This is a genomic window from Massilia sp. UBA6681 (genome assembly GCF_002454935.1).
Classification (GTDB): Bacteria; Pseudomonadota; Gammaproteobacteria; order Burkholderiales; family Burkholderiaceae_D; genus Telluria; species Telluria varians.
Window position 1 is genome coordinate 126,932 of the sequence record NZ_DKJX01000098.1, and the last position, 19,351, is coordinate 146,282.

Genomic DNA, 19,351 nt, shown 5'->3' on the forward strand with positions numbered 1-19,351 from the left:
TTCTTAGTGAATACTTACCCCGGTTGCGCCTTGCGACGCCCCCGGGGGAACCCGGATTTACAGCCGCCACACCGAGATGCCAGCCCGGCTGATTGCATCTCGATCAAACTTCGATTTCACGTCGATGAACAGGCCACCGTCATTCAGTTTCGACATCAGTTCGTCTGCCGGACGCGACAGCAGATCCTGGTGCGGAACCGCCGCCACCACCGCATCGGCCGGCGGCAGGCTGTCCCAGTCTTCCAGCCTGATCCCGTACTCGTGCTCGGCTTCGTCCGGCTCCGCGACCGGGTCGTAGACGTGCACGTCGACCCCGTAGGACTCGAGTTCGTGGACGATGTCGGCCACCTTCGAGTTGCGCAGGTCCGGGCAATCTTCCTTGAAGGTCAGGCCCAGCACGTTCACCTTCGAACCCTTGACGTGGAAACCGGCCGCGATCAGGGACTTGACGGTTTTCTCCGCCACGAACTTCGCCATCCCGTCGTTGATCCGCCGTCCCGCCAGGATCACCTGCGGGTGGTAGCCGATCATTTCCGCCTTGTGCGTCAGGTAGTACGGATCGACACCGATGCAGTGCCCGCCGACCAGACCTGGACGGAAAGGAAGGAAGTTCCACTTCGTCCCGGCCGCCTGCAGCACCTCGAGCGTATCGATGCCGATCTTGTCAAAAATAATTGCCAGTTCATTCATCAACGCGATGTTCAGGTCGCGCTGTGTGTTCTCGATGACCTTCGCCGCTTCCGCCACCTTGATGCTGGAGGCGCGGTGGACGCCCGCCCTGACTACCGCCTCATATAGCTTGGCGACCTTGTCGAGCGTCTCTTCGTCATCTCCCGAGACGACCTTGAGGATCGTCGTCAGGGTGTGTTCCTTGTCGCCCGGATTGATGCGCTCAGGCGAAAAACCGACATGGAAATCCTGCTTCCATTTCATCCCCGACCATTCTTCGAGGATCGGGATGCAGACCTCTTCGGTCGCTCCCGGATACACCGTCGATTCGTACACGACGATCGCACCGCGCTTCATGTGCTTGCCCACCGACTGGCTGGCACCCCGGAGCGGAGTGAAATCCGGGTTGTGGGCAATGTCGACCGGGGTCGGCACCGCCACGATGATGTAATCCGCAGCCGCCAGGGCTGCCGGGTCGGTGGTCACGTCCAGCCATTCGGCTGCCCTTAATTCCTCCGATGAGACTTCACCCGTCGGGTCGCGAAACTGCTTGTAGTGCTCGATCTTCGCGGCCGACAAATCGAAACCGATTGTCCTGAACTTCTTACCGAACTCAACTGCTAAAGGAAGGCCGACATACCCCAAGCCCACCACTGCGACGATCTGATCTGCTTTCATTGGGCTTCGCTCCAATTTTTGCAATTTTTTTAACAAATATAGCACGGAAACAAGAAGCTTCTCAACGGTATCTAAACTTTTCTCCCAATTAACAACATCTTGATAAGGTATCCCGTGCCGGCGTGTTGCCACTATTTCTACAGTGCAAGGCACCTACTCCGTCATGGAGCAAGGCGTGACTCCTCCAACTGCAAAACTGGCAAGAAATTTTAGCATTTTAAAAATAAATGACTCGTGCTCATCAGTAACGTGCGCACCCCTTTTACGGGGGCACTACAAGCAACCGGGCAGGAATGTGTTGCGTAATTGCAATAGAAAATTTGCCATCACGCAGGGAAAACGGGACGAATGAATGAACGACTTGCAAGTTTCAGGCGATGCAAGCGCACTGAGAAAAAAAGATGAATGCGTGGCGCTCAGGTACGAGCAATCCACGGGTGACCTGATCGGTCCTGGGAATTTCTGAGGGAGTGGCGCGGCTGGCGGGGATCGAACCCACGACCCTTGGCTTCGGAGGCCAATACTCTATCCACTGAGCTACAGCCGCGTAGAGTGAAGTGTCCGAAGAATACAGTCTTTCGGCCCTCCCGTCCATGGCGGGCAAGCGAATTTCGTTACATTTTGGCAGCTTTACGTCTATAATCAGCTGCTTGAGGGCATTTCAAAAAAGGCACGAGATGCCGCGGTAGCAGGTTTTTTTATTGAATTAAGGAAATCATGAGCGACGCACACAACGAACATCAATCCCTGATCCGTACGCCCAAGCAGCTCGTCGCCGCCGTAACAGGATTCTTCCTGGTCATTGTCATTGGTATCATCCTACTCGTCGTCTTTGCCACCAGCGACCGCCTGACCGGCGCCGGCACCGACAGCCAGGCCAGCGGCGCAGTCGAAAGCCGTATCCGCCCACTGGCCGATGCAGGCTTCACCCTGGTGGATGCCAACGCCCCGCGGGTGCTCCAGGCCGGCGCTGCCGTGTATGCCGCCGTCTGCGCCGCCTGCCACGACAGCGGCGCCGCGGGCGCTCCCAAGACCGGTGACACCGGCTCCTGGTCCGCACGTCTCGGCCAGGGTTACGACACCCTGGTGAAACACGCGATCGAAGGCATCCGCGCCATGCCTGCCAAGGGCGGCAATCCGGACCTCGACGATGTCGAAGTCGCGCGCGCCGTCGTCTTCATGACCAACAAGAGTGGCGCCAGCTTCAAGGAACCTGCGGTCCCCGCCCCTGCCGCCGCACCGGCCGCCACGGCCACCGCAGCCGCACCGGCTGCAGAAGCGGCCACCCCGCCGGCCGCACCGGCCGCTGCTGCGGCGCCTGCGGCAGCACCTGCGGCGGCCGCGCCGGCAGTCGCCAGCGCCGACGCCGGCAAGAACGTCTTCAATACGGCCTGCATCGCCTGCCATGGCGCCGGCATCGCCGGTGCTCCCAAGCTGGGCGACAAGGCGGCATGGACGGCACGCGTGGCGCAGGGCAATCCTGTCCTGTACGAACACGCCATCAAGGGTTTCCAGGGGAAAGCCGGCGTCATGCCGCCGAAAGGCGGCGCCGCCGTCAGCGATGCCGACGTCAAGGCTGCCGTCGACTACATGGTCGCTGCCGTCAAATAAAACAAACAAGGCGGCACGAGCCGCCCTTGTTGCATGAGGCATGTCGCGCCTGCTGGCCGACATGCTTTTTTTACGCGCGCTTGCGCCTACGTGCGGCGACCAATGCCAGCAGGCCGATTCCGCTCAGCAGCACGATGCCCGGCTCCGGTACGTCGAGCTCGGTGCTGACCAGGAACTGGAACGAGATCGTCTGTACGTTCTTGCCACCGATTCCTTCGATACCGACCAGTTCAAAGTCGTTGGGGAAAAAGCCGTCCCATGGGTTGGGCTGGCTAACCTGGGAAACCAGGTTCTCGGTATTGTCGACCAAGTTGCCGCCCGGCTGGAGAAAGCTGATGCGGGCGTCGACGAGCCGGACCGGCATCAGCAGGTCGAGGCCGTCATTGAAAATGCCGATGCCGAGCAGCGCCACGTCGTCGATCGCGGGGAACAGATCACGGTCGGCAGACAGCGTAATGATGATCAGGCTGCGCGTTGAATCCACCTCGGTTTCGGTTTCGTTCACAACCAGGAAGCCGCCCGCACGCGGGATGGCTTCCGGCCTGCCATCGAAACGGAAGATACCCGCGACATCATTACCGCTTTCCGTCCCGCCGACGTAAACGGAATACGTCGTGTCACTTGCAACGATCGGTGCCGCACTGGCCGGTGCCGCCAGGTTTGCCAAAAACATGAGCATAAAAGCAAGATTCTGCCAGTAGTTTTTCATTGCCCCTCCCGTTGTTAGCTTTGGAGGATGCAAAGCAAACAACATGCCTGCCGAGAAAAAGCGCGATAAATCAAAAGGCTTCCTGCTCTTCCATTCGTACGCTGCCTATTCTGTAAAAAACCCCGACACTTATTGCAAATTAAACATAATTATAAATGTATAAACATAACTTCAAGTTTGTGTCAACCTGCTAAGCGCTAAGTAATGTTTCCCAATGTATCGAAACTGTTTGTCAGCTTTACAGCAAGGCCAGAAGGCATGCGCTCCGACTATGGCAATCAAATTTGCCAAAAAACAGGAAAGATGCCAGCAAATTGCAGCACGATCACAACACATTTATAGGCAATGGAAATTCCTGCGAGAACCGATTTCCCTAGGAAAGTGTTGTGTACAGACGATTTTTCTTACAATTGGTTACGCATTTTCCTGTTCGCATCATATACTCTGGAACAAATGTGTCGCTAAGAAATTTCCTACAGACACAAATGTTAGCCAAAAGACTAGAGGATTTTATGCGTCAACTCCGCCTTACCTTCACCCGAACCGCACTCGCGTTGGCATGCGCTGCCGCCGTGGCGCCGGTGTCGGCTGCTACCCTCTCCGTCGGCGCAGGGAAAACATATGCTCGCCCTTGCCAGGCGTTTGCTGCCGCTAAAAGCGGCGATATCGTTGAAATCACAGGCAATGCTACCTATAGCGGCGACGTGTGCGGTATCAGCGTCAGCAACTTGACCATCCGCGGCGTCAACGGCCGTCCAAAAATCGATGCTGCGGGCAAGAATGCCATGGGCAAAGGCATCTGGGTCGTCAGCGGCAACAACGTCGTGATCGAGAACGTCGAGATGTACGGCGCCAAGGTGCCCGACCAGAATGGCGCTGCATTGCGCCTCGAAGGCACTAACTTCACGCTGCGCAATTCCTATCTGCACGACAACGAGAACGGGATCCTGACCGGCGCGAATACCAGCAGCAACATCCTTGTCGAGTATTCGGAATTTGCGCGCAATGGCTATGGCACCGGCTATACCCACAACCTGTACATCGGCAACGTCGGCAGTCTGACCTTCCGCTACAACTACTCGCATGATGCACACGTCGGCCACAACCTGAAGTCGCGCGCGCGCATTAACACGATCGCCTATAACCGCTTCTCGAGCACGCCAGCGGGCCAGGATGGTTCGCGCAAACCAAGCTACGAGGTCAACCTGCCGAACGCCGGTACCGCCTATGTCATCGGCAACATCATCCAGCAGCCGGCCAGCCACAACAATCCAGCTATGCTGACCTTTGGCGAAGAAGGTGCGAGTAACCCGACTCAGGACCTGTACGTCATCAACAATACCTTCTTGAATGAAGACAGCTCGCGCGGCACCTTCATCATGATCGGTAGCGGGGTGACCAAGCCGGCCCTGATCCAGAATAATATCTTCGGCGGCGTCGGCACGATGTCGTCCCAGGCCAGCGCCATCAAGAAGACCAACTATGCTTCTCTCGCACCTGCATTCGTCAACCGTGCAGCCTACGACTTGCGTCCGACATCGGCCGGACTGGTCATCGATGCAGGCTCGGATCCGGGCAATAGTGCTGCCGGCGTGTCCCTGAAGCCGGCCGGGCAATACCGCCATGTGGCAGCTTCCGAAACCCGTCCGGCAGGTAGCCTGGATATCGGCGCCTACGAAGCCGGGACTGCGGTGACGACGGCACCGGCACCGGCACCGGCACCGGCACCCGCCCCGGCACCCGCCCCGGCGCCGGAACCAGAACCGGCACCGACGCCGTCGGCCGATGGCTGGACCCATTGTGCCAACGAAGGCGGCACCTGCTCCTTCACCGGCACGCGCCAGGTTCGCTACGGGGCCCCGGGCTATTACAACTACAAGACGGTCACCGCTTCGACCCCATGCACCAATGCGGTGTTCGGCGATCCGAAGAAGTCGACTGCCAAGACCTGCAGCTATTCGAACACGACCAGCGGAACGACGCCGACCACGACCACCCCGACCACCCCGACCACGACCACCGTAACCTGGACGTTCTGTGCGAATGAAGGCGGCGTATGCTCGTTCAGCGGCACCCGTGAAGTACGCTATGGCGCCCCTGGCTACTACTTCACCAAGGTCATCACTGGCTCGACCCCGTGCACCAATGCGGTGTTCGGCGACCCGAAAAAGTCGACCGCCAAGACCTGCAGCTACTCCAGCGTGACGAAGTAATCCCGGCGGCGAACGCAGGCGCCGCGCCAACGAAAAATGCCGCCCGGTTCACACCGGACGGCATTTTTTATGGCGCCGCGACGCGGCGCCCATGTGCCAGCCTGCGCTTACCAGATGATCACGCGGTCCTTCGGCGCCAGGTACATCTTGTCGCCTTCCTTCACGCCGAAGGCTTCGTAGAAGCCCGGCTGGTTCTTCAGCGTGCCGTTGGCGCGGAACTGCGCCGGCGAGTGCGGGTCGGTCTTGACCTGGTTGATCTGGGCCGGCTCGCGCATCTTCGCGCGCCACACCTGGCCCCAGCCCATGTAGAAGCGCTGGTCGCCCGACAGGCCGTTGATGACCGGGGCCTTCTTGCCCTTCAGGGACAGCTTGTAGGCCTTGTGGGCGATCGCCAGGCCCGAGTTGTCGCCGATGTTCTCGCCCAGGGTCAGCTCGCCGTTCACGTGGTAGCCCGGCAGCGGGCTGTAGGAGGCGTACTGCTGCACCAGCACCTTGGTCTTCTCGGCGAAGCGCTTGCCGTCTTCCTCGGTCCACCAGTTGCGCATGTTGCCGTCGCCGTCGTACTGCGACCCCTGGTCGTCGAAGCCGTGGCTGATCTCGTGGCCGATCACGGCGCCGATGGCGCCGTAGTTCACCGCGTCGTCGGCGGCCATGTCGAAGAACGGCGGCTGCAGGATCGCGGCCGGGAACACGATCTCGTTCAGTTCCGGGTTGTAGTAGGCGTTGACGGTCTGCGGTGTCATCATCCATTCGTCGCGATCGATCGGCTTGCCCAGCTTGTTCAGCTCGCGGTTGTACTCCACTTCGCGCGAACGCATCACGTTGCCGACCAGGTCGTCGCGCTTGACGGTGAGCGCCGCGTACTCCTTCCACTTGTTCGGATAGCCGATCTTCGGGTTGAACTTGGCCAGCTTGGCCTGGGCTTCCTTCTTGGTGGCGGGGCTCATCCAGTCAAGGGTGTCGATCGACTGGCGGTAGGCTTCCAGCAGGTTCTTCACCAGGGCTTCCATGCGCACCTTGCGCTCGGCCGGGAAGTGCTCCTTCACGTACAGCTTGCCCACCGCGTCGCCCAGCGCGCCCTCGACGGTCGACACGCCGCGCTTCCAGCGCGGCTCCAGCTTCGGCGCGCCCGAGAGGGTGGTGCCATGGAAGGCGAAACGCTGGTCCACGAAGGCCTTCGACAGGTAGCTGGCGTAGCCGTTGACCAAGTGCTGCTGCAGGTAGACCTTCCAGGTCTCGAGCGGCACGCGGTTCACGATCTCGGCCATGCCCTTCAGGTAGCTCGGCTGGCTGACGATGACGTAGTCGGTCTTGCCCCCGATGCCGGCTTCGTTCAGCCAGGCGCTCCAGTCATAGCCCGGCGCCAGCTCGGCCAGCTTTGCCAGCTCGACCTTGTTATAGGTCTTGACCGGGTCGCGGTTCTCGACCTTGGTCCACTGCACGCGCGCCAGCTCGGTTTCCAGGTCGACGATGGCCTTGGCGTTCGCGGCTGCGTTCTTGTCGCCCGACAGCGCCAGCATCTTCTCGACGTGCTGCTGGTACTTGGCGCGGGTGTCGGCCAGCTTGGCATCGTCCGCCTTCAGGTAGTAGTCGCGGTCCGGCATGCCCAGGCCGCCCTGGTACAGGTCGGCCACGTATTTGGTCGAATCCTTGGCGTCCTGGTGGATGTAGAAGCTGAAGGGCACGTTGACGCCGAGGCGGCCCAGGCGCGCGAAGATGGCCGGCAATTCGGCCTTGTCCTTGATCGCGGCGATGTTGGCCAGCTCGCCCTTGAGCGGGGCGATGCCCAGCTGCTCCAGGCGCGCTTCGTCCATGTAGCTGGCGAAGAAGTCGCCGATCAGCTGCACTTCCGAGCCCGCTGGCGCGCCCTTGCTTGCGGCCGACTTCTCGATGATGGCGCGCAGCTGTGGCTGGGTGTCGTCGTGCAGCTTGTAGAAGGCGCCCCAGCTCGACTTGTCGGCCGGGATCTCGACGGTTTTCAGCCACTTGCCGTTCAGGTGCTGGAAGAAGTCGTCCTGCGCGCGCACGGTCGGCTCGACGTATTCGAGCGCGATGCCGGTCGACAGGGTCTTGGCCTTGGTGTTGCCGGCAGCGCTCTTGGCCGATTCTGCCTGCGCCATCGAAGCCACTAAAACGAGCGCCGCGGCGCTCAGGATGTGTCGTTTCATTCTTTCTCTCCGTGTCTGTTTTGTTGTCGTTGTCGTGGATGGACAAACGGGCCGGCTTGCGCCGACCCGTCCTGTGTTACTCCCTGCCGCTTACCAGATGATCACGCGGTCCTGCGGCGCCAGGTACATCTTGTCGCCCGGTTTGACGTTGAAGGCCTCGTAGAACTCAGGCATGTTCATCACGGTGCCGTTGGCGCGGAACTGGCCCGGCGAGTGCGGGTCGGTCTTGACCTGGTTGATCTGCTGCGCTTCGCGCATCTTCGAACGCCACACCTGGCCGAAGCCCATGAAGAAGCGCTGGTCGCCGGTCAGGCCATCGATGACCGGGGCCGGCTTGCCGTGCAGCGACAGCTTGTAGGCCTTGTAGGCGATCGACAGGCCGGCGTTGTCGCCGATGTTCTCGCCCAGGGTCAGTTCGCCGTTGACGTTATAGCCCGGCAGCGGCGAGAAGCCGTTGAACTGCTTGACCAGCTTGTCGGTGCGGGCCTTGAAGGCGGCGCGGTCCGACTCGGTCCACCAGTTGCGCAGGTTGCCGTCGCCGTCCGACTGGCTGCCCTTGTCGTCGAAGCCGTGGCCGATCTCGTGGCCGATCACGGCGCCGATCGCGCCGTAGTTGACCGCGTCGTCCGCGCGCATGTCGAAGAACGGCGGCTGCAGGATCGCGGCCGGGAACACGATCTCGTTGGTCGTGCTGCGGTAGTAGGCGTTCACGGTCTGCGGCGTCATGCCCCATTCGGTGCGGTCGACCGGCTTGCCCAGCTTGTTCAGCTGGTAGTTGTAGCGGAAGGTCGCGGTGCGCATCGCGTTGCCGACCAGGTCGTCACGCTTGATGGTGAGCTTCGAGTAGTCGCGCCACTTGTCCGGATAGCCGATCTTCGGGGTGAACTTGGCCAGCTTGGCGCGGGCTTCCTTCTTGGTGTCCGGGCTCATCCACTCGAGGTTGTCGATCGACTGGCCGTAGGCGACGATCAGGTTCTTCACCAGTTCTTCCATGCGCGCCTTGCGCTCGGCCGGGAAGTGCTCCTTCACGTACAGCTTGCCGACCGCCTCGCCCAGCGCGCTTTCCACCGCGCCCACGCCGCGCTTCCACAGCGGCGCCTGTTCCGCCACGCCGCTCAGCGCGGTGCCGTAGAAGGAGAAGCTCTGCTCCACGAAGGCTTTCGACAGCAGCGGCGAGAATTCACGCAGCAGCTGCCATTCGAAGTAGGACTTCAGGGTCGACAGTTCGGTCTTGGCCAGCACCTCGTTCAGGCCCTGGAAATAGCTCGGCTGGTTGACGATGATGGTGTCGACCTTGTTGCCGATGCCCGCCGCGCCCAGCGCCGCCTTCCAATCGTAGCCCGGGGCCAGCTTGCCCAGCTCGGCCACGCTCATCTTGTTGTAGCGCTTGACCGGGTCGCGGTTCTCGACGCGGGTCCACTGCACCTTGGCCAGCTCAGTCTCGAAGTCGACGATCGCCTTGGCCTGGGCCGCGGCATCCTTTTCACCGGCCAGCGCCAGGGTCTTCTCGACGTGCGCCAGGTACTTGGTGCGCACTTCCGCCAGCTTGGCGTCGTCCTGCTTCAGGTAGTAGTCGCGGTCCGGCATACCCAGGCCGCTCTGCGAGATGTACACGACGTGTTCGGTCGAGTTGCGCATGTCCTGGCTGACGTAGATGCCGTACGGGGTCGACACGCCGATCTTCGACAGGTGGGCGACCAGGTTCGGCAGGCCCTTCTTGTCCTTGAGGGTGCGGATCTTCTGCAGCTCGCTGCTCAGGGGCTTGACGCCCAGGGCTTCGCGGCGCGCTTCATCCATGTAGCTGGCGTACAGGTCGCCGATCTTCTGGGTTTCGGAGCCGGCCTTGGCCGACTTGTCGGCCTGTGCGGCCTCGATGATGGCCCGAATCTGCGGATTGGTGTCGTCACGCAGCTTCATGAAGGTGCCCCAGCTTGCCTTGTCGCTCGGGATCTCGGTCTCCTTCAGCCACTTGCCGTTCAGGTAGGTGAAGAAGTCGTCCTGCGGGCGCACGCTGGTGTCGATGTATTGGGTGTCGACGCCCGAGATCGGCGCGGCGACGGCCTTGGCGTTTGCTGCGGTAGCGGCGGCTGGGGCGCCGGCCGGCTTGTCCGCCGCGTTGGCAAAGGCTGCCGCCAGGGACAGCGTCAGGGTGCTCAGAAGGATACGCTTCACGGAATGGTCCTCGATTGCTGGGATTGCTGGGTTGGGAAAAAGCGGCCGGCTTGTGGCCGGTCTGTCGTTGTATGCCGTCAGTGTTCGACTGTCGGCCGTCTCAGCCGCCGTCCTCGACGGTACAGGCTTCAGGCATTCTAGCGGCTGCGCAAGGGGCAATAGTGGCCTGCAAGGCTTTTTTACTTTTCGATACATGCAGACGGGGGTATAACGTATATGCATGTGTTGGTACGTCACAACAACATGCGCTGCCTGCGCGGAGGCTTACTCTCGGGAATGTACAATTCCCGCAGCGAGGCGGGCAAGCGGGCATAAAAAAGCCCGCGGAGGGGGCCGCGGGCAAAGACCACTTCAAAAAGTGGAGAGAGAGAAAAACTGAGATTGACTATAGGTTCCCTCCCTCGCGTCCGCTTCGACTCTTACAATTGCTTACCAAGCTAGACATTCCGTAACAGGTCTTAATATCGCCCTAAGTTTTTAGCTTGCTTGCTCAGGGTTTGGCCTGCTTCGCAGCGCCCCCTGGCGTTCAGGTTTATACTGGTCTTGCGCTAACTCATGTGCAATCCCGGCCGCAGCGCTCACATTGGGTGAACCATGGGCTCCACTTTCAAGAATTCCTGTCTCGTCGGCCTGGGCGCCATTGCCGGGGTCGCGGTGACCATGCAGTTTTCCGCGCTGGCCCAGAAGCCGGTCGACGCCGGCATGCCCCTGGCCGAGCTGCGCCAGCTGGCCGACGTCTACGGCGTCATCAAATCCACCTATGTCGAACCGGTCGAGGACAAGGCCCTGCTGTCGCAAGCGATTTCCGGCATGGTGGCCTCGCTCGACCCGCACTCGGCCTACCTCGATCCGCGCGCCTACCGTGAGCTGCGCGAAGGCACCGAGGGCCGCTTCGTCGGCCTGGGGATCGAGATTTCCGAAAGCGAGGACGGTTTCGTGGAAATCGTCGCCCCGATCGAGGATTCTCCCGCCTGGCACGCCGGCATCAAGGAGGGCGACCTGATCACCCAGATCGACGGCCACCCCGTGCAGGGCCTGCCGATCGACGAGGCGATCAAGCGCATGCGCGGCGAGCCCGGCACCCGGGTCACGCTGACCATCGCGCGCAAGGAAAGCCCGGCGCCGCTGCGCTTCACCATCGCGCGCGGCGAAATCATCCAGAAGAGCGTCAAGGCGAAAATGGTCGAGCCGGGCTACGCCTGGCTGCGCATCGCCCAGTTCCAGGAGCCCACCGTGGACGACATGGCGGCCAAGCTGCAGGCCCTGTACCGCGACAACCCCGACATGAAGGGCCTGGTGCTCGACCTGCGCAACGACCCGGGTGGCCTGCTGCAGGGCGCGATCGGCGTCGCCGCGGCCTTCCTGCCCAAGGATGCCGAAATCGTCTCGACCAACGGCCAGCTGGCGGACTCGCGCCAGCGCTTCTACGGCCGCCCCGAGTTCTACATGCTGCGCAGCGGCGCCGATCCGCTCTCCAGCCTGCCGCCGGCCTTCAAGAAGCTGCCGATGGTGGTGCTGGTCAATACCGGCTCGGCCTCGGCCTCCGAGATCGTGGCCGGCGCCCTGCAGGACTACAAGCGCGCCACCATCCTGGGCAGCCAGACCTTCGGCAAGGGCTCGGTGCAGACCATCCGCCCGATCGGCCGCGACGCCGCCGTCAAGCTGACCACGGCGCGCTACTACACCCCGGCCGGACGCTCGATCCAGGCGCGCGGCATCGTGCCCGACTTCCCGGTCGACGAAACGCCCGACGGCGACGGCCTGAACGCGCTGCGCATGCGCGAGGCCGACCTCGAACGGCACCTGTCCAACGACCGCGACAAGGAAGCCGCCACCCGCCAGGAAGACATCGAGGAACAGATGCGCCTGTGGGCCGAGGCGCGCGAGCGCAAGCCGCTCGACTACGGCAGCGCCGACGACTTCCAGCTGGCCCAGGCCCTGCGCCATCTCAAGGGCGAGAAGGTGCAGCTGTCCAAGCGCGCCGGTGCGGCCGATACGACACTGGCGCAGCACGCGCGCTGAGCTAGGTTTACCTCTCTAAACTGTCGTTTTCGACAATTCCCAGCCCCGGTATGAGGGTGTAGAATCGGCGCATCTCCCGGGAAACTCCGGTTATTTCCTTTGAAAGTCCCCCACATGAAACCTGTCGTGATCAGCGGCACCGGCCTGTTTACGCCGCCGTACTCCATCTCCAACGATGAGCTGGTGACGGCCTACAACGCCTACGTCGAGCTGTACAACCAGGAACACGCCGCCGCCATCGCCGCCGGCGAAACCACCGCGCTCGAGCCCTCGAGCAGCGCCTTCATCGAAAAAGCCTCGGGCATCAAGTCGCGCTACGTGATGGAGAAGGAAGGCATCCTCGACCCGGCCCACATGACCGCCCGCATCCCCGAACGCGCCGACGAACAGGTGTCGCTGCAGGCCGAGATGTGCGTGGCCGCCGCGCGCGAAGCGCTGGAGCGCGCCGGCAAGCAGGCATCCGATATCGACATGGTGCTGGTGGCCTGCTCGAACATGCAGCGTCCCTACCCGGCCATGGCGGTCGAGGTGCAGGACGCGCTCGGCATCGAGGGCTTCGGCTTCGACATGAACGTGGCCTGCTCCTCGGCCACCTTCGGCATCCAGACCGCGGTGGACGCCGTGCGCAGCGGCCGTGCGCGCGCCGTGCTGATGCTGAATCCGGAAATCACCAGCGGCCACCTGAACTTCCGCGACCGCGACAGCCACTTCATCTTCGGCGACGCCTGCACCGCGGTGATCGTCGAAGCCGCGGATACCGCGACGGGCGCCCACCAGTGGGAAATCCTGGACAGCAAGCTCAAGACCAAGTTCTCGAACAACATCCGCAACAACTTCGGCTTCATGAACCGCTTCGACGAAGCCGGCATCGGCGCGCCGGACAAGCTGTTCCGCCAGCAGGGCCGCAAGGTGTTCAAGGAAGTGTGCCCGATGGCCGCCGAGATGATCGCCGACACCGTCACGAATGCCGGCCTGAAGATCGAGGACGTGTCGCGCTACTGGCTGCACCAGGCCAACCTGAACATGAACCTCCTGATCACCCGCACCCTGCTGGGCCGCGATGCCGAGCCGAACGAAGCGCCGGTGATCCTCGACACCTATGCGAATACCTCCTCGGCAGGGTCGATCATTGCCTTCCACAAGTACCAGGATGACCTGCCGAGCGGCGCGAACGGGGTGATCTGCTCGTTCGGGGCGGGGTACTCGATCGGTTGCGTGGTGGTGCGCAAGAAGTAGTCCGCACTCCGTTCAGCTGGGTGATCCCGGCTGAACATGTGACATCGAAGATTTGGATGTGCAGGTCCTTCCTTGTAGGCATGCACAGGAACCTGCGTTCTGAACCATTTTTCAGACTATCGAAAATCATCCCAAGGCCTGCCCGCCAGCCACTTGATGAGCAGGTCTTGGCGCACTTTGAATGCAATTCAGCCGTTCAAGCACCGCCATCTATTGACGAGTGAAGCCGCGCTTTGGCAAGCAGCAATAGCATGGCAGACCTACACTTGTCGCTTTTTCATCATTGTTGCAATTTATACACATCCAACAGGTACCTTTACTGCTATGATGTCAGATTGACTTATAGGTACTTGAAGATGGAAACCAACCGTATAAATCACATCGACGTCTGGCGATTTATAGCTATTTCCATGGTGATAATTTGCCATATTGTGGCATTTAGTCATCCTTGGTATAGCGAAGTGGCACCTGGAATCATTTGGCGCTTGAAGCTGTTTGGAACGGTAGGGGTTCAAGTCTTCTTCTGCATCAGTGGATTCGTGATTTGCCGCGGTATGGTACGGGAATCATTGAGTACTGGAAGAGTCAATATCTCGGCTTTTTATCTCCGCCGCGCATACCGTATCCTGCCGCCGCTTGCGGTATATATTCTCTGTATCGCCCTGCTGTCTGCAGCCGGTTTTTTCGACCTGCCGCTTTCGAGCTTTGTACGTGCTTCGGCGTTCTTGTGCAATTTCGATGTAAAGAGTTGCGGGTGGGAATTAGGACATACTTGGAGTCTGGCTTTTGAAGAGCAGTTTTACCTCCTGTTTCCCCTGTTCTTCATTGCCTCCCATTTAGTGGAGCATCGCCAGCGGATCCTGTCGGCTACTCTCCTTCTGGTCGGCATAATGCTTGCAGCCAGACTCTGGGGCATTCCCGAGATCGGCGACTACATTGCGTTTTTCATTTTCATGCTGGCCGGCTGCGTGTGCGCCTTGTACTGGGAATGGCTGGAGCCAAGACTGCAAGCGCTCCCCTTTTCGGTCTGGCTTGCCACTGTGCTTCTTGTGCTCGCATCAAGCCTGTTCATCTTTCCGGAGCCGGCTGAACAGTTTATGCGGCCAGTGTTGATGCCGATGCTGATTTGTGTAGCTGTTTTCGGGACGCCAACTCGCAGGCCGACTATCCGGCGCTTGTTTTCAGATCCCCATTTTGCATATCTGGGGCGTATCTCCTATGGCATATACCTATGGCAGCAGCTTGCCACTGCAGATTACGGCTTTAGTTCACCACTGTATGGCTTACTTTTGGTAATTGCCGCTGTCGTGCTTAGCCACTATTCGTTCGTCCATTTTGAGATGCCTTTAATCCGCCGCGGTTCAGAGTTGCCTAAAGCTTCGCCCACGCGTCTGGACGCCCCACGCACCGGCGACGAAAGTGACACCTTGTCGAACCGTTCAATCTGAAGACTATTGGCATGTTTTAATAATACTTAAATTCAAAAACTCCATCCGTTTTTCTTATCCCTAGAATTTGTCTTTTTTGGCCGAGCCTGCAAAGATCATTCATCTCATGCGGCGAATTAAAAAAGTCAAGATGCGCTTACTGAGATTGCAACGAGTGCACCGTTGCTATTATTAAATTTCCTTCATGATGCGCGATGTATTTGAATCGAATTGAAAGCACAGATCTATTTCGAGTAATTGCCATTACTGCGGTAATCGCAATTCATACTGGTCCATTTGAAGCATCAATTCCAATTGGTAGCCAACTGGATCTGGCAACGCTTACGAACCAATTAGCCCGTTTTGCAGTACCTTTCTTTTTTATTTTGTCAGGCTTTTTCTGGGCGCGTAAAGTCGAGGCAAGAGAAGAATTACGCGCCGCTACATTCTCAATAGCCAGGCGCATTATTTTTCTCTTTTTCGCTTGGTCGGCAATCTATCTTCTTCCGACAAATCTGATTGATTCTTTCGATTTTGGTGTACTGGGTCCGGTCAAGAAAATTGTATGGCACTTGAACTCGGCAGTCAGCAGGCCTTGGAACACGATTATCCAGGGAACCAAGGAACATCTCTGGTATCTGGTTGGATTGCTCTGCAGCATGTCCATTACTGCATTGTTCGTATGGTATGGTCAACGTATATTTTTAATGATCATTGCCATCGCGTTTTACGTGATAGGTCTAGCTGGCGGTGCGTATAGCGCCACTCCACTCGGTTTTCAGTCGGAGTTCAATTTTAGAAACGGCCCGTTTTTCTCGTTGATCTTTTTTGCAACTGGTTATTTCCTTCATTTGAAAAATCCTGGTATATCCTGGTTTAAGTACGGATCATTCATTGCTCTTATCGGGGCGTTGTTGCACATCTTCGAGATATGGATTCTGCATGCTCACTGGAATGTCACGATGGATCACGATTATGTTGCTTCCACTTATTTTTTCGGACTTGGGGTAGCGATGATCGGCCTTTCCAACTCAAGTTTTCTGAATTTCTCACGTGCAGCCGAAATCGGTCCCTTAGTGGTAGGGATTTATACTGCACATATGATTTTTGTCGACCTGTTAAAACCAGTTGACAGACTGCTAAAAAGCAGCCCCATATGGTCTGTTACCTATATTATTACCGTTTTCTTCCTTTCATACATTTTTGCAAAGATGCTATTAAGGATAGATTTCACTCGCAAGCTGGTCTCCTGATAGTTTCTACCTATCCTGTTTTAGTTAATCATCTCAAAAATGCGCATTCTCTTTATTACCGCTCATAAACATCTGCCCGAGCTGCGTGGGGGTATGGAAGTCAACACGCATGACCTTGCATTACGCCTTATTCAACGAGGCGTGCAAGTTGGTGTGTTATGCGGCCTCGCAGGCAAGGGCTCGGTTGGCTTTCGCGCGCGGCTTCACATCAAATTACTGAATAAGCAATGCCCGATGGACCGGAGCTTGGGATATCCGGTCTGGCGTGCCTGGGAAAGCGAACAGCATGTACACGCGGTGGTGGAGGTCTTCAAACCCGATGCCATCGTTATCCAGGGCGGTTCGAAGTTCGATGTTCTACTTGCGGATGCTCTGCGTCTGCAGTTACCGGTCTTCTGCTATCTGCATACGCAAGACCTGTTGCCGATCGAAGACGATGTGCTGAACAATCCGCTGCTAAATTTCATCAGCAACTCCGAGTTTACCTGCTCGCTCCACCCAAACAAGCGTTTTTGCGGTGTCGTCAGGCCACTGATCCTTCCAGAGCTGTACGCCACGATGGGCAGCCGAAACACCGCATTGTTCGTGAACCCTGCTCCTCACAAAGGCTTGGGAATCGTGCTCGCGCTTGCGGCTGCGCGTCCCGACGTGCCATTCGTGTTTGCAGTGAACAAGTCGGAAGTGCGTGCCAGCGTCGCCGCGGAAATCCACCAATTGAAATTGCGGAACGTGGAACTGAGCGGGCCGGTATCGGACATGCGCCCTCTTTATCGGCAGGCGAAAATCGTGCTCGCGCCGAGCCAATGCCAGGAAACCTGGGGCCGGATCGCGACCGAAGCCCACTTCAGCGATATCCCGGTACTGGCAAGCAGCAGTGGCGGCTTGCCGGAAGCTGTCGGGCCGGGCGGAGTATGCCTGCCTGCGGATGCGCCCGAAAGCGAGTGGATACGCGTGTTCAACAGGATATGGGACGAGCAGGATTACTACGCATCACTCAGCGACGCAGCGCACAGGCATTCACGTCGTCCCGAGATCGCGCCGGACAACATCGTAGAGTCCTTTATCGCAATGATCTCGCGCTCGCCGCAAACCATCGTCGATCGCGTCCACATGTCATAACCGGGCCGCCAACCCCGCTCCTTCACGGATCGCGCGCTTCGCATCCAGCTCCGCCGCCAGCGCCGCCCCGCCGATCTTGTGGAAGCGCGGCCCGCCTTGCACAGGCTCCGGCGGCATCAACTCCGCCAGGCTCTCCTGCCCGGCGCACACCACCACGTTGTCCACTTCCAGCAGGCGCCGTTCGCCGCCCACCGTGATGTGCAGGCCCGCGTCGTCGATGCGCTGGTACTGCACCCCCGCCAGCATCTGCACACCGTTGCGCACCAGGGTCGCGCGGTGCACCCAGCCCGAGGTCTTGCCCAGCCCTGCACCCGGACGCGTGCTCTTGCGCTGCAGGAGCCAGACTTCGCGCGGCGGATGCGGCTTCGCGGGCACCTTCAGGCCACCCGGCGTAGAAGACGACGGATCGACGCCCCACTCCCCCATCCAGTGCCCCTTCGGCACCGGCAGCGGCACTTCGGGATCGTGCACCAGGAATTCACCCATGTCGAAACCGATCCCGCCCGCGCCGATGATGGCCACGCGCCGTCCCACCGGCCGGCCCTCGCGCAGCACGTCGAGGTAGCTCAGCACCTTCGGGTGGTCAATGCCTTCGATCTTCGGCTTGCGCGTGGTGATGCCGGTGGCGACGACGACGTCGTCGTAGCCCTGCGCCAGCAGCTCCTCGCGGCTGACGCGCTGCCCCAGGCGCAGGTCGACGTCAAGGAGTTCGATCCTGCGCCCGAAATAGCGGATGGTCTCCGCGAATTCTTCCTTGCCCGGCACGCGCATGGCGACGTTGAACTGGCCGCCAATGCGGTCCAGCGCATCGAACAGCGTCACCCGGTGCCCGCGCTCGGCCGCCACGGTGGCCGCGGACAGGCCGGCCGGCCCGGCGCCGACCACGGCGATGCGGCGCGGCCTGGCGGTCTTGCTGAACACCAGTTCGGTCTCGTGGCAGGCGCGCGGGTTGACCAGGCAGCTGGCGCGCCGGTTCGAGAAGGTGTGGTCGAGGCAGGCCTGGTTGCAGGCGATACAGGTGTTGATCTCGTCGGCGCGTCCGCCGGCCGCCTTCGCCACCCAGTCCGGGTCGGCCAGGAAGGGCCGCGCCATCGACACCAGGTCGGCCTCGCCCTGCGCCAGCAGCGCCTCGGCGTCACCCGGCATGTTGATGCGGTTCGATGCCACCACGGGGATGCTGACCTCCCGGCGCAGGCGCCCCGCCACCTCGGCAAAGGCCGCACGCGGCACCGAGGTGACGATGGTCGGCACGCGCGCTTCGTGCCAGCCGTAGCCGGTGTTCAGGATCGTCACGCCCGCCTCTTCCAGGGCCTTGGCCACCGCCACCACCTCGTCCCAGGTATTGCCGCCTTCGACCAGGTCGAGCACGGAATGGCGGTACATCAGGATGAAGTCCGGGCCGCTTACTGCGCGGATGCGGCGCACCACCTCGACGGCCAGGCGCATGCGGTTCTCGATCGGGCCGCCCCACTCGTCCGTGCGCTTGTTGGTGCGCGCACACAGGAACTGGTTGAGCAGATAGCCTTCGCTGCCCATCACCTCGACGCCGTCGTACCCGGCCAGCTTCGCCAGCTTCGCGCAGCGCGCATACGCGGCGATGGTGGACTCGATGCCGGCCGCGTCGAGCGCCTTCGGCCTGAACTTCGAGATCGGCGACTTCAGGCTCGAGGCGGAGACGACCAAGGGCTGATAGCCATAACGGCCCGCGTGCAGGATCTGCAGCACGATCTTGCCGCCTTCTTCGTGCACGGCGCGCGTCACGCGCCGGTGGTTGGGCACGTCGCCGAGAAAGTTGAGGGTGCCGCCGAAGGGCAGCAGCCAGCCCTGGCGGTTCGGCGAGATGCCGCCGGTGACGATCAGGCCGACGCCGCCGCGCGCGCGTTCGCGGTAGAACGCGGCCAGCTTGCCGTAGTTGTAGAAGCGGTCTTCGAGCCCGGTGTGCATCGAGCCCATGATCACGCGGTTCTTCAGGGTCGTGAAACCGAGGTCGAGCGGCGCGAAGAGATGAGGATAAGTGGAATGCGTCATCCCGGCATTACACCGGGATTTCGTGGAGCGTTGTTACTAAAATTTT

At 60.2% G+C, this 19,351-nt stretch carries 12 protein-coding genes and 1 tRNA gene; 7 read left to right on the forward strand and 6 right to left on the reverse strand.

From position 1 onward, the window contains the following. Positions 1–57 precede the first annotated feature (57 nt). Both B2R83_RS18430 and B2R83_RS18435 read right to left on the reverse strand, forming a co-directional pair. Entirely contained in the window at positions 58–1,347 is a 1,290-nt protein-coding gene (locus B2R83_RS18430) for a nucleotide sugar dehydrogenase (protein WP_292044096.1), read from the reverse strand. A gap of 471 nt (positions 1,348–1,818) precedes the next feature. Then, positions 1,819–1,894 (reverse strand) — tRNA-Arg (locus tag B2R83_RS18435). A gap of 170 nt (positions 1,895–2,064) precedes the next feature. Between B2R83_RS18435 and B2R83_RS18440 the strand changes: the two genes are divergently transcribed. Next, positions 2,065–2,958 (forward strand): c-type cytochrome, encoded by an 894-nt coding sequence (locus tag B2R83_RS18440; protein ID WP_292044097.1) that lies wholly within the window; start codon positions 2,065–2,067, stop codon positions 2,956–2,958. Positions 2,959–3,028: 70 nt separating this feature from the next. Here B2R83_RS18440 and B2R83_RS18445 read toward each other — a convergent pair whose 3' ends face one another. Next, complete coding sequence (locus tag B2R83_RS18445) at positions 3,029–3,667, reverse strand: PEP-CTERM sorting domain-containing protein (RefSeq protein ID WP_292044098.1); 639 nt, start codon at positions 3,665–3,667, stop codon at positions 3,029–3,031. A gap of 485 nt (positions 3,668–4,152) precedes the next feature. On the opposite strand from B2R83_RS18445, the gene B2R83_RS18450 reads away from it, so the two are divergent. Next, positions 4,153–5,880, forward strand: coding sequence for a right-handed parallel beta-helix repeat-containing protein (locus B2R83_RS18450; RefSeq protein ID WP_292044099.1), 1,728 nt, complete (start codon positions 4,153–4,155; stop codon positions 5,878–5,880). A 107-nt stretch (positions 5,881–5,987) separates the two neighbouring features. Here B2R83_RS18450 and B2R83_RS18455 read toward each other — a convergent pair whose 3' ends face one another. Continuing rightward, positions 5,988–8,048: a M13 family metallopeptidase gene (locus B2R83_RS18455; RefSeq protein ID WP_292044100.1), complete on the reverse strand. Its 2,061-nt coding sequence runs from the start codon at positions 8,046–8,048 to the stop codon at positions 5,988–5,990. 90 nt (positions 8,049–8,138) lie between these two features. Next, positions 8,139–10,220 (reverse strand): M13 family metallopeptidase, encoded by a 2,082-nt coding sequence (locus B2R83_RS18460; protein ID WP_292044101.1) that lies wholly within the window; start codon positions 10,218–10,220, stop codon positions 8,139–8,141. Between the two features lie 594 nt (positions 10,221–10,814). On the opposite strand from B2R83_RS18460, the gene B2R83_RS18465 reads away from it, so the two are divergent. The 5 genes from B2R83_RS18465 (at position 10,815) to B2R83_RS18485 (ending at position 17,277) form a co-directional block, all read left to right on the forward strand. Continuing rightward, a complete protein-coding gene (locus B2R83_RS18465; RefSeq protein WP_292044102.1) occupies positions 10,815–12,242 on the forward strand; it encodes a S41 family peptidase in 1,428 nt (475 codons plus the stop codon). 114 nt (positions 12,243–12,356) lie between these two features. After that, entirely contained in the window at positions 12,357–13,478 is a 1,122-nt protein-coding gene (locus B2R83_RS18470) for a beta-ketoacyl-ACP synthase III (protein WP_036214053.1), read from the forward strand. Positions 13,479–13,834: 356 nt separating this feature from the next. Then, on the forward strand, positions 13,835–14,926 hold the full coding sequence (locus B2R83_RS18475; protein WP_292044103.1) for an acyltransferase family protein: 1,092 nt from the start codon (positions 13,835–13,837) through the stop codon (positions 14,924–14,926). Positions 14,927–15,120: 194 nt separating this feature from the next. Then, positions 15,121–16,158, forward strand: a complete 1,038-nt coding sequence (locus tag B2R83_RS18480) for an acyltransferase (RefSeq protein WP_292044104.1) — start codon at positions 15,121–15,123, stop codon at positions 16,156–16,158. Positions 16,159–16,197: 39 nt separating this feature from the next. Next, a complete protein-coding gene (locus B2R83_RS18485; protein WP_292044105.1) occupies positions 16,198–17,277 on the forward strand; it encodes a glycosyltransferase in 1,080 nt (359 codons plus the stop codon). On the opposite strand, the gene B2R83_RS18490 is transcribed toward B2R83_RS18485, so the two are convergent. Beyond that, positions 17,272–19,305 carry an NADPH-dependent 2,4-dienoyl-CoA reductase gene (locus tag B2R83_RS18490; protein ID WP_292044106.1) on the reverse strand — a complete coding sequence of 678 codons (2,034 nt, stop codon included), beginning with the start codon at positions 19,303–19,305 and terminating at the stop codon, positions 17,272–17,274. The genes B2R83_RS18485 and B2R83_RS18490 overlap by 6 nt on opposite strands. Positions 19,306–19,351 lie beyond the last annotated feature (46 nt).